Source organism: Chryseobacterium sp. PvR013 (genome assembly GCF_017833095.1).
In the GTDB taxonomy this organism is placed as follows: Bacteria; Bacteroidota; Bacteroidia; order Flavobacteriales; family Weeksellaceae; genus Chryseobacterium; species Chryseobacterium culicis_A.
Map to the genome: position 1 here is coordinate 2,526,107 of NZ_JAFIBT010000001.1, position 14,271 is coordinate 2,540,377.

At 35.5% G+C, this 14,271-nt stretch carries 14 protein-coding genes; 5 read left to right on the forward strand and 9 right to left on the reverse strand.

From position 1 onward, the window contains the following. The first annotated feature begins 57 nt into the window (after positions 1-57). Together JOE44_RS11375 and JOE44_RS11380 are read left to right on the forward strand one after the other, a co-directional pair. A complete protein-coding gene (locus JOE44_RS11375; RefSeq protein WP_209785676.1) occupies positions 58-696 on the forward strand; it encodes a porin family protein in 639 nt (212 codons plus the stop codon). A gap of 177 nt (positions 697-873) precedes the next feature. Beyond that, positions 874-2,178: a DEAD/DEAH box helicase gene (locus JOE44_RS11380; RefSeq protein ID WP_209785677.1), complete on the forward strand. Its 1,305-nt coding sequence runs from the start codon at positions 874-876 to the stop codon at positions 2,176-2,178. Positions 2,179-2,241: 63 nt separating this feature from the next. Here the strand turns inward: JOE44_RS11380 and JOE44_RS11385 are convergent, their stop codons facing one another. The 9 genes from JOE44_RS11385 to JOE44_RS11425 form a co-directional block, all read right to left on the reverse strand. Continuing rightward, entirely contained in the window at positions 2,242-3,003 is a 762-nt protein-coding gene (locus JOE44_RS11385) for a TatD family hydrolase (RefSeq protein WP_209785678.1), read from the reverse strand. A gap of 5 nt (positions 3,004-3,008) precedes the next feature. Further along, entirely contained in the window at positions 3,009-3,530 is a 522-nt protein-coding gene (locus JOE44_RS11390) for a DUF4269 domain-containing protein (protein ID WP_209785679.1), read from the reverse strand. After that, the gene (locus JOE44_RS11395) at positions 3,531-4,481 is read right to left on the reverse strand and encodes a GSCFA domain-containing protein (RefSeq protein ID WP_209785680.1); all 951 of its coding nucleotides are present in this window, start codon (positions 4,479-4,481) and stop codon (positions 3,531-3,533) included. A 76-nt stretch (positions 4,482-4,557) separates the two neighbouring features. Continuing rightward, positions 4,558-5,529: a polyprenyl synthetase family protein gene (locus JOE44_RS11400; protein ID WP_034697588.1), complete on the reverse strand. Its 972-nt coding sequence runs from the start codon at positions 5,527-5,529 to the stop codon at positions 4,558-4,560. 89 nt (positions 5,530-5,618) lie between these two features. Beyond that, positions 5,619-6,392 carry a GLPGLI family protein gene (locus tag JOE44_RS11405; RefSeq protein WP_209785681.1) on the reverse strand — a complete coding sequence of 258 codons (774 nt, stop codon included), beginning with the start codon at positions 6,390-6,392 and terminating at the stop codon, positions 5,619-5,621. A 48-nt stretch (positions 6,393-6,440) separates the two neighbouring features. Continuing rightward, a complete protein-coding gene (locus tag JOE44_RS11410) occupies positions 6,441-6,704 on the reverse strand; it encodes a hypothetical protein (protein ID WP_209785682.1) in 264 nt (87 codons plus the stop codon). 260 nt (positions 6,705-6,964) lie between these two features. After that, positions 6,965-8,107: an inorganic phosphate transporter gene (locus tag JOE44_RS11415; RefSeq protein ID WP_209785683.1), complete on the reverse strand. Its 1,143-nt coding sequence runs from the start codon at positions 8,105-8,107 to the stop codon at positions 6,965-6,967. Positions 8,108-8,119: 12 nt separating this feature from the next. Further along, positions 8,120-8,758: a DUF47 family protein gene (locus tag JOE44_RS11420; protein WP_027374906.1), complete on the reverse strand. Its 639-nt coding sequence runs from the start codon at positions 8,756-8,758 to the stop codon at positions 8,120-8,122. 151 nt (positions 8,759-8,909) lie between these two features. Next, positions 8,910-10,616: a DEAD/DEAH box helicase gene (locus JOE44_RS11425; protein WP_209785684.1), complete on the reverse strand. Its 1,707-nt coding sequence runs from the start codon at positions 10,614-10,616 to the stop codon at positions 8,910-8,912. A gap of 227 nt (positions 10,617-10,843) precedes the next feature. On the opposite strand from JOE44_RS11425, the gene JOE44_RS11430 reads away from it, so the two are divergent. The 3 genes from JOE44_RS11430 (at position 10,844) to JOE44_RS11440 (ending at position 14,259) form a co-directional block, all read left to right on the forward strand. Then, positions 10,844-12,154, forward strand: a complete 1,311-nt coding sequence (locus JOE44_RS11430) for a TolC family protein (protein ID WP_209785685.1) — start codon at positions 10,844-10,846, stop codon at positions 12,152-12,154. Between the two features lie 3 nt (positions 12,155-12,157). Next, the gene (locus JOE44_RS11435) at positions 12,158-13,423 is read left to right on the forward strand and encodes an efflux RND transporter periplasmic adaptor subunit (protein WP_209785686.1); all 1,266 of its coding nucleotides are present in this window, start codon (positions 12,158-12,160) and stop codon (positions 13,421-13,423) included. Between the two features lie 86 nt (positions 13,424-13,509). Next, positions 13,510-14,259 (forward strand): ABC transporter ATP-binding protein, encoded by a 750-nt coding sequence (locus tag JOE44_RS11440; RefSeq protein WP_209785687.1) that lies wholly within the window; start codon positions 13,510-13,512, stop codon positions 14,257-14,259. The last annotated feature ends 12 nt before the right edge of the window (positions 14,260-14,271 follow it).

Here is a 14,271-nt window from a genome sequence, read left to right on the forward strand (position 1 = left end):
ATTCCTTCATTTGGAGGAATTATTTTTTTGTAAAATTAGTAACCATTTAAAATAAACATGAAGAAAAACATTTTTTTTCTTGCAGCAATGGCTTTCTCAGCACTATTTAATGCCCAAGAAAACACAAAAGACCAGGCATCTATGAGCTTTGGTGTAAAAGGAGGATATTCCTTATCCAACATGAAGTTTTTTGGAACTGGACTGGATTCAAAATCCTATTTCTATGCAGGTATCGTAGCAGAACAACCTTTATCCTCTAAATTTGGTTTGCAGGCTGAATTACTGTATACTCAATTGGGTGGTAAAGATGCTTATCCCTGGTATGAGTTGGTGGGAAATGAAGTGGTAAACATGGGTAATATGAACTTTGATTACAAGTTCAATCAGATACAGGTTCCTATTTCAGTAAAATACTATATTATTCCGCAACTTTCTGCATCTGCAGGAATCAACTTAGGGTTTAACATATCATCCAAAGTAAAAATGGATAATCTTTTTGATGAGTCAGAAACCCACAATTACGAATCTTTAAAAACCTTGAATTTATTTCCTTTCCTGGGTGCAGAATATAAAATTAATGAAAAGTTTTTTGTGGACGCCAGATACAATTTCAATTTTATAGAAATGAATAAAAGCAATGCAGTTCCTATTAAAATTGGATTTCTGCAAGCTGGTGTAGGATATAAATTTAAATAAACTTCAGATTTTCATATCAATAAAATGGCTTCTCATATTGGGTGACCATTTCTGTTTTCGCATAGTAAATAAGTCTAAAAAAGTGGAATAAGATACTTAAAAATATTTAGACTACCTTTGCAAAATGTAATTCTTTCAGACTGAAGGAATTTTTATTTAAATTTTAAAATAATTCATTTGAATTTTACAGACTTAAACTTAATAGAACCTATTGCAAAAGCAATCCAGGAACAGGGATACACGACTCCTACTCCTATCCAGGAAAGATCTATTCCTGATATCTTAGAAGGCAGAGACTTTCTAGGTTGTGCGCAGACAGGAACAGGAAAGACAGCTGCTTTTTCCATCCCTATTCTACAGAATTTATCCAAAAATAAAATTCCCAATAAACATATAAAAGCATTAATCCTTACTCCAACCAGAGAACTGGCCATTCAGATTGAGGAAAATATTAATGCTTACGGTAAATATCTTCCATTAAAACAACTTGTTATTTTTGGAGGGGTAAAACAAGGAAACCAGGAAGCTGCTTTGAGAAAAGGAATTGATATTCTGGTAGCAACACCGGGAAGACTTCTTGACTTTATTGCTCAGGGCATCATAAGCTTAAAAAATCTTGAGATCTTTGTTCTTGATGAAGCAGACAGAATGCTGGATATGGGATTTGTACATGATGTAAAAAGAATCATTAAACTTTTACCTCAGAGAAGACAGACTTTATTCTTTTCAGCAACAATGCCGGCTGAAATCCAGAAACTGGCTAATTCTATCTTAAACAATCCTATAAAAGTAGAGGTTACTCCCGTTTCTTCTACAGCGGATACCATTAAACAATCTGTGTATTTTGTAGAAAAAGATAACAAACTGAATTTGCTTTCTCACATTCTGCAAAATGATATTTCAGATTCTGTATTGGTATTTGCAAGAACAAAACATGGTGCAGATAAGATTTCCAGAAAACTTCAGAAAGACGATATTTCTGCTGAAGCCATTCACGGTAATAAATCTCAGAATGCGAGACAAAATGCTTTGAACAACTTCAAATCCGGGAAAACAAGAGTTCTTGTTGCCACGGATATTGCAGCAAGAGGAATTGATATTGATGAATTGAAATTCGTGATCAATTTTGAGCTTTCCGATGTTTCTGAAACCTATGTACACAGAATCGGAAGAACAGGTAGAGCCGGAGCTGAAGGTAATTCTATATCTTTTGTAGACGGACTCGATCTTTTGAACTTAAAGAATACCGAAAAACTGATTGGAAAGAAAATCCCTGTCATCAAAGACCATCCGTTCCATACTGATGATCTGGTTGCCCAGAAAAGAGATTCTAACAACAAACCTTTTAATGCAGGTGGTGAGAAACCTAAAACAGGCAATAGTAATAATTCAAGGCCGAATAATAACCGTAAAAAGCCTTCTGCGGGAGCTTCAGTTGGGTTTAAAAAGCCAAAGAATAAGAATTTCACCAGAAAGAAATAAAAAACAAACCCCTTTTCAACATTGGAAAGGGGTTTTTATTTATCTTAAAACTTAATGTTTTTATTATCTGAAAAGATTTTTTGCATTCTCTGTAGTCATGCGGTCTATTTCAGAAAAATCCTTTCCGTAGACATCTACCAGCTTTCCTGCTACCAAGTCAAGATAGGAACTTTCGTTTCTTTTTCCTCTATGGGGAACCGGAGCCAGATAAGGAGAATCTGTTTCCAGAACAATTTTATCCAGAGGAATTTCGTTCAGAAACTGATCTATTTTCCCATTTTTAAAGGTTACTACTCCACCTATTCCTAAAATGAAATTAAGGTCAACAGCGTGCTGTGCCTGTTCAAGATTTCCTGAGAAACAATGGAAAATCCCTCTTAATTTAGGATGTTTCTTGCTTTCCAGTACTTCAAATGTCTCATCGAAGCTTTCTCTTGTATGAATAACAATGGGAAGGTCTTTTTCTATAGCCCAGTCAATTTGCTGTTCAAAAGCTTTTACCTGGATATCTAACGTTGTTTTATCCCAATACAGATCAATCCCGATCTCTCCTATTGCCGGAAAATGTCTCTGATCAAGGTAATTTTTTACGATTTCAAGTTCTTTTTCCCACGATTCCGGCTTTACATAACAAGGATGTAACCCCATCATTGAAAAGATCTGTCCCGGATATTCTGTTTCCAGTTGCAGCATTTTCTCGTGAGATTCAGAATCGATGGCAGGAAGGTAAAATTCTGTAATTCCTTTATCTAAAGCTCTTTGAATAGCTTCTTTTCTGTCTTCATCAAACTCTTCTGCGTATAGATGTGTATGTGTATCAATCATTTTATTTAAAATTTCAATAGATCTTCATAGGGATTTTCAAGTCCCAGCAATATTCCGAAAGCGGGTTCTGTCTTTATTCCCTGGTTTTTAAGTTCTATTATTTTTTGTTTAAATTCTTCTCCTTTTTCCTGTAATATGTTGTATTCAGCCATCATATGAAGATAAGCGTTTTGCTGTATTGTAGGTTTATTCTGTCCGAAAATTTCGATGGGAAACCCTTCCAGCATAAAATTTAAGGTAATGCATTTTTCACCGTTTATAATCGGATATTCAACGTCTGTGTCTTGAGGAATAAGCTGACAAAATAGTAAATCATCCAGAAAATCTTGTTCATATTGTAAATCCACTTCGAAAATAAGATCAAGATCACTTCCTTTGATGTCAATTTCTATAGGAACAGTTCCCGCTAAAATGGGAGAATAGTCCTTCATTTTCTCAAAAACGTGATACTTTGTCAGAATTTCGTAAGCTTTTCTCTGTCTTTCATTACCGGTTTTGAGATAATCAATTTTGGTAAAATCACGCATTTAAAATATTTTATGTTTTACCTTTTTACGCTGAATTTCGATTCTTTGATCCAGCTTTTCTCTGAATTCAATAAACTTTGGATCTTTCTTGTCACTCGTCTTATGTTCCAGCGCTTTGATAATCTTAAAATTTTCTTTGATAAAATTCTGAGTTTCTCCTGAAAAATAAGCATTCCCGAATTTTTCAAAAATATAATTAACCGCCTGTGTGCTGGGATGAATCATATCTTCTTTATAAAAACGGTAATCCCTGAGGTCATCCATTAAAATTTCGTAAACAGGCAGGTAATGACAGTCTTCGAGCATCGAAATAGATTCATGGATCGCAGTAATCAGTTTAGACTTGCTTAACTGGTTTTCTACCATTCCATCTTTTGTATGCCTTACAGGTGAAACAGTGAACAAAATCTGTACACCTTCTTTACAAATATCTTTAAGATCAAGAATTGTTTGATAAATGGAATTTGTAAGCTCCTGATGAGAAAGCAGTCTTTTTTCAAAAAACTTTTGAGGAATTTTGTGACAATTGGCCACCAGTTTTTTCTTGGGAAGAAATTCATAAATAAATGAAGATCCGTAGGTGATAATGATCCAGTCAGCTTCCTGAAGAAAGGCATTTCCCGCTTCAATGGCTCCATTAATCTTATCTAAGGTCTGATGAATATAACGGGTATCAAAACTGGTGTGATGATCCAGAGAAATATATTCTTCATTATAGGTAATCAACTCCTCTTCTTCATAAAATGCGGAATCATGTAATCTATTGACCGCATAATTGATGGAAAAAGGGTTAAAAATGGTCCCAAAAGGGTTATTTAAAGTCTGAAGTTGCCCGTCTTGCAGTAAATCCGTCATTTCAGAGGCAAAGCACGAACCTATTGAAAATATTTTATCTTCAATTTCAATTTTCTTTTCTGATGCAGGAATATCAACTTCTGTTCTGAATTTCATTGTGTAGGGGTTAGGTTGCAGGAAATAGGTTGCAGGTAAATTGCTGCTACCTGCGACCTACCCTCTACTACCTATATTAACTTTCTCTTCTCAACAAATAATTTGCCAGTTCGATAAAAGGTTTTTTCTTTTCTTCCGGAACATCTATTTTCTGAAGATAGCTTTGTCCAATTTCATTATGTTTTTCAATCAGACGTAACGCTTTTTCATCTACTTTGGTTCTTCTGAAAATCTTTTCTACTCCATACACCTTATCCACATTTTCAGTCTTCTTAGAGTACCAGTAATCCAGTTCTTTTCTTTCTTCATCCGTAGCATGTTCTCTTGCTAATAGATATAGAACAGTTTTCTTATTTTCATAAATATCTCCGGCATGCTTTTTTCCAAACTGAGCCTGATCTCCGAATACATCAAGATAATCATCCATGATCTGGAATGCAATCCCGATATGCTTTCCGAAGTTGAAAATAGCTTTGGCATCTTTAAAATCTGCTCTTGCAATCAGAGCTCCGATTTCAAATGAAGACGCACTTAGAACTCCTGTTTTGTAAGTAATCATTCTGATATAATCGTCAAAAGTAACATCCTTCTGAGTTTCAAAATTGATATCATACTGCTGTCCTTCACATAAAAGAAGTCCGGTGTGGGTAAATATTCTGATACATGCTTTGAAAATTTCAGGTTCAAGATCTTCAAAAAACTTATACGCTTTCAGCATCAGTCCGTCTCCGGAAAGAATTCCTACATTAAGACCATGTAAAGTATGAATGGTAGGTTTATTTCTTCTTAAAGGAGCTTCATCCATAATATCATCATGGATTAGGGTGAAGTTATGGAAGAATTCAATAGCCAATGCCGGTTTGATTGCCTGCTTTAGATCTCCACCGAACATATCACAAGCCATTAGCACCATAATGGGACGAAGACGCTTTCCACCATGGGAAATAATATAATTCATCGGATCATAGAGCTCCGAAGGTTTATCTTTAAAAGTATATTTAGTGATGGCATCTGCAACAATCTGCTGGTATCTGTCTAAAAATTCCATAAAATCTTATAATTTGAACAAAAATACGATTTTTCGGGGCTTTATAAAACAAAAATCCTCATCGTTTTGATGAGGATTTTTATCATTATCTACTCTTCTAAAAAATTATTAAACTTATTCTTATTTTCATTAATCCTTTTTCTATATGCAGGAGTATTAATTTTACCTTGAGAAGGATCATTACTATATTCTTTACGTTTTGCCAAGTATTGATCTTTAGTAATTAATAGTCCTTTTTTATAGGATATAGGTAAATTTATTTTAGTTATAGAAAGAAGTTCAAAATTAAAGTATTGACTTTCATCATTGACCTTCAAAATTAATCCTGGAAGACCTTTAAATTTGTAAGGACCATCATTTATGGGTACATCATAAGTAAACCATGCAATATATGTTCTCCTACCCACTTTTGCCACAGCTTTTGTACATTTATATCCTTGAATAATTTTATTTGTCAAGTTATCAATCTTCCAATGAATACCTCCTACATAGATTGTATAAAAATCTCTACCCAAATAATTCGATATATAAAGAGAATCATTATCCTTATAAACAGAATGCCTTACTTTTGATTGTAATAATTTGCCAGGCTCCACAATACTTCCTGTCTTTATTGCAGCATCTAATTGTTTTTTAAAACCATCTGAAAAGGCTTTATAATTTTCACTGTAGTAAAGAGACTTCTTACCATTAGTAAGCAGTATCATAGGCTCTGAAATAAGGTTCTTGACGTTTAAAGTATCTTCTAAATAGGAGAAGTTATATTTGACTTCTAAGATAGAGAGGTTTTTCTCTTGCTTTGGAGTCTGACTTTTAAAAAGAATTAAAAGAAAACAAAAAAATATATTGAAACTTCTTTTCATAAATAATAGTGTAAAAAGATCTCCTAAACTACTTTAGTTTAGATCATATTAAACAGGTGGATTTTCATAACTAGTATGTCCACAATCCTGCTGATTATACATTTCCCATTCATTATTTACACAATCATATGTATCAAAATCAGTGTCAAGAATAGTTTGATAAGTAGTTCCACAAATAGTTTTTAACGTTATTAAATAACGGGTAAAAGCCTTCACGTTTTCAATATGTTCTTCTACTTTTTTAATTTCTAAGCTTTTGGCACTTACCCATCCAGTAATTCCAAATGCAGCTAATAAAATAATTTTTTTCATTTTGTTTTTTAAGTTTTTAAATTAGTAATATTGTTTAATGTCAAAAAAATTCACAAAACTTTTGTTGAATTTATAAAATAATCAAAACATAAAGCAATGAAAATCATAACAATACGAAATTTATACTAAACAAAATATAAACACATTCATCATAACAATAAATATCTTGTTTTTTAATTAATGATTTAAGTTTCGATAGGATAAAAACAAAAAACTTTGCCCAAACGGACAAAGTTTATATAATTATATGATTTGTTTTTTTAGAACAGGAAGGTTACCGTAAGATAGGTAATTGCTGCTACTATTGCAGAGATTGGAATGGTTAGAACCCAAGCCCAAAGCAGGCTTACTGTAATCCCCCATCTTACTGCTGAAATTCTTTTCGTTAATCCTACCCCGATAATAGAACCTGTGATCGTATGGGTAGTAGATACAGGAATACCGAAGTGGTCTGTGATGAATAAGGTAATAGCACCTGCAGTTTCTGCACTTACGCCTTCTAATGAAGTTACTTTCGTGATCTTCGTACCCATTGTTTTGATGATCTTCCAACCACCACTCATTGTTCCTAACGCAATGGCAATAAATGATACTAAAGGAACCCAGATATAATGCTGTGCAAAATAATCAAAACGTTCCGCAGAAGGAATATTCAAATATTGTGTATCCTGAAGCATATTAACGTGGTAATAAATTACCGCTGCTCCAATGATTCCCATTACTTTCTGAGCATCGTTCAAACCGTGTCCTAAACTAAACAGTGCTGATGAAGCCAGCTGTAGTCTTTTGAAAGATTTGTCTGCTTTGTGAGGGTTTGATCTTTTATAAAGGTGTACAATAATCAATGTGATAATGATGGAGATAATCATCCCTATAATGGGTGCCATGAAAATGAACAGGAAGATAGGAATTACTTTATCAAACTTTACCACACCCTGTTGTGTTACCTGGTTGAAAGCTTCTTTAATGGTTTCCCACATTCCAAGCTCCGGTTGTGCTGCAGCTACATCATGATAATCCATCATGAAAGCGTGCATAAGAGCAGCTCCTAAGAAACCTCCGATCAGCGTATGTGATGATGATGAAGGAATTCCAAACCACCATGTTAAAAGGTTCCAGGCAATAGCAGCTATCAAACCGGAAAATATAACCTCAAGAGTGATAAAATTCTCATTAACTGTTTTGGCAATTGTATTACCAATTTTGAATTCTCCAATGATGTAAGCAGCAATAAAGAACGCTGCAAAGTTCCAAAGTGCCGCCCAAAGTACAGCCTGGAATGGAGTTAAAACTTTTGTAGAAACTATAGTTGCAATTGAGTTGGCAGCATCATGGAAACCATTGATATAATCGAAGATCAGAGCCAGCGCAATAATAACTATAAGTAAAATCGGAAATTCCATTTTTGCTATGTATTAGGCGTATTTAATCATGATGTTCTCGATTGTATTGGCAACATCTTCTGCTTTGTCCGTTACAATTTCAAGGTAGTTCAATACTGATGAAACTTTAATAATGTTGATGGCATCATTGGTTTCAAATAATTCTACCATTGAATTGGAAAGCAAATCGTCAGCAATATTCTCAATAGAGTTCACTTTAATACAAGCTTCTTTCACCTGTTCCATGTTTTTGAACCCTTTAAGGTTCTTCATCGCATTCTGAATTTCCAGACATGCCTTGTGGATCAATAAAGAGAAGTCAGAATATGCCTTCATCTCAGGTGATTTGTACAGGAAAATATATTTTGTGGATGCGTAGATATAATCAGCAATATCATCCAGTCCTGTTGCCAGTGTGTGGATATCCTCACGGTCAAAAGGTGTAATGAAGTTTTTGCCTAGTTCTACGAAGATTTCGTGAGTAAGTTCATCATTCTTGTGTTCGAAGTCGCTCATTTTCTTCAACATTGAATCGTCGTTAAGATCGAAATCCTTGATTCCTGTGTTGAATTCTTCTGACATCGCAACTAGATTTTCAGTTACTTTTTCGAAAAGTACAAAGAAGATTTTATCTTTTGGTTGAAAAGCGTGGAAAATATTACCAATTCCCATTTTTTAGTATTTATAATTCGTGTGCAAATTTCTTAAAAAAGGATTGCACGTGAAACTATATAACATTAAGTTTTGTTAACATTCGCTTACCCGTTGATTATCAAATAAAAAAACCGGCCTTGAGGCCGGTTTTGTATGGTATAAGGAAAGATTAGTTTGCTACTTCAGCTCTCATATCTTTTCCTTTGAACTTCATGGATTGAATATTGCTCAAAACATTGTCTTTGAACGATTTTTCAACTTCGAAGAAAGAGAACTTCTCCAGGATTTCAATATCACCGATTTCAGCTCTTTTCTTGCTTTTTCCGCCAGCAGTTGCTTTATTGATAATATCTAAAACATCAAGCTTCTTCAAATGGTCTTTTTTACCAAGGTTGAAGAAGAATCTTACCATGTTTTCATCTCTTCTTCTTGGCTTTCCACTACGCTCTCTGTCTCTTCCGCGTTCTCCTCTGTCTCTATCACGACCTCTGTCTCTATCTCTGTCTCTATCACGTCCACGGTCTCTTCTTGAGAAATCATCATCTCTGCTGCTTAATTTCTGCTCAGCAAGATCATGCTTATCTTTGTAGTATAAAGCAAGGTCTTTCAACTGGAACTGTAGCAACTGGTGCACCAATTCTTCTTTTGTAAAGTTGCTTAGATCCGGGATTAAGCTATCGTCAAATTCGAAAAGATCTTCGTGCTCCGTCAATAATTTTTCGAATACACCCCCTACCTGAGCTTTGATAATATCTTCACCTGTAGGAATGAATTTTTCGTTAATTTCGATTTTAGTCGCAGATTTGATCTGTTTCAGTTTTCTGCTTTCTTCAGGCTTGATTAACGCCATAGAAATACCATCTTTTCCAGCTCTACCTGTTCTTCCGCTTCTGTGAACGAATACTTCAGGATCATCTGGTAAAGAGAAGTGGATAACGTGAGTAAGGGAGTTTACATCCAATCCTCTTGCTGCCACATCTGTAGCTACAAGAATATCAATGTTTTTCAGTCTGAATTTCTTCATTACCGTATCTCTCTGCGCCTGAGAAAGATCACCATGAAGAGCATCAGCTGCATACCCGTTCTGCATTAAGAAATCTGCTACCTCCTGAGTTTCCATTCTCGTTCTACAGAAGATAATGGAGTACTGATTAGGGTTAGCATCAATTAATCTTTTTAATGCTTCTTTTTTCTGACGGTATCCTACCACATAATATTCGTGAGTAATGTTCTTCTTCACTTCGTTGATAGAACCTACTGAAATACGGTGTGGTTTTGTAAGATAATTTTTGGAAATTCTTTCCACTTCTTTATTCATCGTTGCGGAGAATAAGAAAGTTTGTTTCGTTTCCGGAGTTTCGCTTAGGATGGTTTCCAATTCATCCTTGAATCCCATAGAAAGCATTTCATCAGCTTCGTCTAATACTAACCAATGAATGGCAGAAAAGTCTAATGCCTTTCTGTTAATAAGATCAATTACTCTACCTGGAGTTCCCACAATGATTTGTGGTTTATCCTTCAAAGATCTCATTTGCTCTACGATACTACTTCCACCATAAACCGCAGTAGTTTTGATGTCTTTCATATACTTAGAGTAATTCTTTATGTCCTTCGAAATCTGAAGACATAATTCCCGTGTCGGACAAAGCACCAATAATTGGATTTTGCGACTCGTATCGTCAATCATATCCAAAATCGGAAGCGAAAACGCTGCTGTTTTGCCTGTCCCTGTCTGCGCAAGTGCGATCAAGTCGCGAATATCTGAAAGAATAAAAGGGATAGTCTGTTTTTGGATTTCTGTTGGGCTTTCGTAGCCCAGTTCGCCAATTGCCTTAAGGATATCAGGACTTAAATTGGTTTCCGTAAATAAATTCATTAACTATTTTAAAATTTTTGCAAAGATACAATAAATATTTGATTTGTTTTTGAACAAATTTTTAAATATCCAAACTTAAATTCACAATCCTTTAATATATTTTTAATTTTTGGAAAATTTAATCTAAAAAAACAAGCCTTAGGTTAAAAAGTTGTTAAACATTATTTTTTTTTATTAAATTGGATTAATTTTTTCTGTGTTATTTATGAATTTTCAAAAATAAAACCATGAAAAGCAAATTTTTCTTTTTGATATTCTCATGCATAGTCATTGAAATATTTGCCCAAACGCCCAATTATCCCAATACTTGGACTCTGGAAAATTGCATTGCATATGCAAAGGAGAATAATATTTCTATTCATTCTCTCAGACTTTCAAAAAATTCTACCTACCAGGATCTCCTTCAGGCAAAAGAAGCAAAATACCCCAGCTTAAACGGAACTGTTTCACAAGGACTTTTTGCTCTCAACGGAAGTGACGGCCTTCACATGACGGGAGCACCCTCTCAAAGCATCGGAGCCAATTCTTCTATGACCCTTTATCATGCTGACTACATTAAAAATAACGAAACTTCAAAGAATCTCCTGGTACAGATGGCCGATCTGTCTGTACAGGAATCCGAAAACAATATCACCCTGAATATCACTCAGGCCTATCTGAATATTCTGATGAATCAGGAAAATATCATTTCTCTTGAAAATGTCTTGAAAACAACCCAAACACAATTAAAGCAAGCAGATCAGCTCTACAAAGCAGGAAGCCTTTCCAAATTAAATTATCTTCAGATTCAGTCTCAGGTAGCCCAGGATCAGTACAATCTGACAGCAGCTCAAAATAACCTGCGGACCAATACGGTGAATTTAAAACAAATCCTGCAGCTGCCTTCAAATTATGATTTCCAGATTGTAAAACCCGACAGTATTATCGTAGACAATCAATTGAAAACCCTTGAAGATGTCCAGAATCTGGCACAAAATCAGCGTCCGGAAATAAAATACAGCGAACTGAATGTTGAAAATTCCAATACCAATCTGAAAATGGCTAAGGCATCCATCCAGCCTACTTTAAGCCTGTCAGGAAATATTTCCACCAATTATTCCAACGGAAACGGAAATTATTTTAACCAGCTGGGAAACAATTTTTACATGCCTATTGGTTTAAGCCTTGGAATTCCGATTTACAATAACAGAATCTATAAAACACAGATTGAGAAATCAAAAATTGCTATAGAACAGGCCAATCTTGATTTACAAAATACCAAAACAATTCTTAATCAACAGATAGAACAATCTTATATCAATCTTCAGAATGCCCTTTCACAGTATGACTCTGCTAAAACACAAATGGACATCAGCCAACAGAGTTATGATATTGTAAATGCCCAGATGAAAATCGGAAGCATTGATTATGTGCAGCTTCAGCAACAACGACTGCTTTATATTCAGTCTGTTCAGAATTTTCTTCAGGCGAAATACACCGCAGTTCTCAATAAACAGATCTACGAATTTTACGCAGGTAACCCTATAAATCTAAAGTAAGCTATGAAAACAAAGAATAAAAAATGGTTGTACTGGGTTGTGGGTGGTATTATTACCCTTGGAGCAGTCTGGTTTTTCTTCATCAGAGAAAAAGAAGTAAAAATTCAGCTGGAAACAGTAAACCCTGAAATGGGAGAAATCTCAAATTCAATTACGGCTACCGGAACCATTCAGCCTGTAGATACAGTGGCAGTGGGTACTCAGGTATCGGGAATCATTAAAAATATTTATGTGGATTTCAATTCTACTGTGAAAAAAGGGGAATTACTGGCTACTTTAGATCCGGATTTACTTCAGTACCAGTCACAGCAGATCAAAGCCAATCTGCAAAACGCAAAAAGTAATCTGGCTTATAACGAAATCAATATCAACAGACAGTCACAACTGTACAAAGTGGGTGCAATCAGCAAAGCGGATTATGACGTTGCCACCAATCAATACAATGCTGCAAAGGCGCAGGTAGGTTCCGTAACAGCTCAGCTTTCCACAGCCAACAAAAACCTTTCTCTTACCAATATTTATTCTCCAATTGACGGAACTGTACTCAACCGGAATGTGAGTGAAGGGCAAACAGTAGCTTCAAGCTTCAGTACTCCTACCCTCTTCAGTATTGCCAAGGATCTTACCAAAATGAGGGTGCGTGCCTCAGTAGATGAGGCTGATATCGGAAATGTAAAAGTAGGCCAGAAAGCCACATTTACAGTGGATGCTTTTCCGGATGAGACTTTTGACGGTGAGGTTTCAGAAGTTCGTCTTCATCCTACCGTTTCATCGAATGTTGTGAATTACACCACCATTATCAACGCTGACAACTCCAGTTTAAAGCTAAAGCCGGGAATGACCGCCAATATTACTATTTACACTGAGGTTTTAAATAATTCCATGAAGATTCCGGTAGCTGCTACCAGTTTCAGACCGGACAGCCTGGTCATCAAAAAGTATAAAGTAAATTCTCCGTTTGCCAATGGTAAAAAACATGAAAAAGGACAAGGGAAGAAACAAAATAAAGGAAGTGAGAACAAGAACGAAGCGGCAGTTTGGATCATTGCGAAAGACAGCACAATCTCCCGTAAAAAGATAAAAACAGGAATGGATAATGACACCGAAATACAGGTTGTTTCAGGGTTAAATAAAAATGACAATATCATTACCGGCTACAAAGTTTTGTCTAAAAAATCTTCCGGAGGACAAACCAAAAGCCCATTCATGCCTCAAAGAAGAGGTAGTGGAAACAACAGAAACAGCGGCGGTGGTGGCGGACCGAGATAATCCAAATCAAACCTAAACGACTAACAACCAGCAACTAGCAACTAGCAACTAGCAACTAGCAACTAGCAAACCTAAAAACAAAAGTCATGACGGAGAAAATTCTGGAGATTACAGATCTGAAAAGAGAATTCAGGATGGGCGAAGAAATTGTTCATGCTCTGAAAGGTGTAACATTTACGGTAGAGAGAGGAGAATTTGTGACTATTATGGGAAGCAGCGGCTCCGGAAAATCTACGTTACTTAATATCATTGGCTGCCTGGATAAACCTTCTGGCGGAGATTATATTCTGGATGGGGTTAATATTAAAAATCTTGACCGTGATGAACTTGCTGTTCTCAGAAATCAAAAAATAGGTTTTGTGTTTCAGTCTTATAATCTTCTTCCCAGAACTACAGCCAAAGAAAATGTAGAACTGCCGCTTCTCTACAATTCAAAAATATCTACAGAAGAGCGCCACAAAAGAGCAATACAGGCTTTGACATCTGTAAAACTTGAGAGCAGGATTGATCACCTTCCCAATCAGATGTCCGGAGGGCAGCAGCAAAGAGTCGCTATTGCCAGAGCTTTGGTAAATGAACCTGTAATGATTCTGGCTGATGAAGCTACAGGAAATCTGGATACCAGAACTTCTTATGAAATTATGGCTCTGATGCAGGATCTGCACCATCAGGGACGAACGATCGTTTTTGTTACCCACGAACCTGACATTGCCACTTTCAGCAGCAGAACAGTAACCCTTCGGGATGGAAAAGTCATCAAAGATGTCAAAAATGATCATATAAAGTCTGCCAAAGAAGCCCTGGAAAACCTTCCCGTAAATGATGATTATAATTAGTTAACTAAAAAC

Bases quoted from the DNA above. Each gene is read 5' to 3' on its own strand.
- JOE44_RS11385 (WP_209785678.1), bottom strand. From the start codon at position 3,003: ATGATTGATACACATACACATCTATACGCAGAAGAGTTTGATGAAGAC.
- JOE44_RS11435 (WP_209785686.1), top strand. From the start codon at position 12,158: ATGAAAACAAAGAATAAAAAATGGTTGTACTGGGTTGTGGGTGGTATT.
- JOE44_RS11420 (WP_027374906.1), bottom strand. From the start codon at position 8,758: ATGGGAATTGGTAATATTTTCCACGCTTTTCAACCAAAAGATAAAATC.
- JOE44_RS11440 (WP_209785687.1), top strand. From the start codon at position 13,510: ATGACGGAGAAAATTCTGGAGATTACAGATCTGAAAAGAGAATTCAGG.
- JOE44_RS11405 (WP_209785681.1), bottom strand. From the start codon at position 6,392: ATGAAAAGAAGTTTCAATATATTTTTTTGTTTTCTTTTAATTCTTTTT.
- JOE44_RS11415 (WP_209785683.1), bottom strand. From the start codon at position 8,107: ATGGAATTTCCGATTTTACTTATAGTTATTATTGCGCTGGCTCTGATC.
- JOE44_RS11430 (WP_209785685.1), top strand. From the start codon at position 10,844: ATGAAAAGCAAATTTTTCTTTTTGATATTCTCATGCATAGTCATTGAA.
- JOE44_RS11400 (WP_034697588.1), bottom strand. From the start codon at position 5,529: ATGGAATTTTTAGACAGATACCAGCAGATTGTTGCAGATGCCATCACT.
- JOE44_RS11375 (WP_209785676.1), top strand. From the start codon at position 58: ATGAAGAAAAACATTTTTTTTCTTGCAGCAATGGCTTTCTCAGCACTA.
- JOE44_RS11395 (WP_209785680.1), bottom strand. From the start codon at position 4,481: ATGAAATTCAGAACAGAAGTTGATATTCCTGCATCAGAAAAGAAAATT.
- JOE44_RS11390 (WP_209785679.1), bottom strand. From the start codon at position 3,530: ATGCGTGATTTTACCAAAATTGATTATCTCAAAACCGGTAATGAAAGA.
- JOE44_RS11425 (WP_209785684.1), bottom strand. From the start codon at position 10,616: ATGAATTTATTTACGGAAACCAATTTAAGTCCTGATATCCTTAAGGCA.
- JOE44_RS11410 (WP_209785682.1), bottom strand. From the start codon at position 6,704: ATGAAAAAAATTATTTTATTAGCTGCATTTGGAATTACTGGATGGGTA.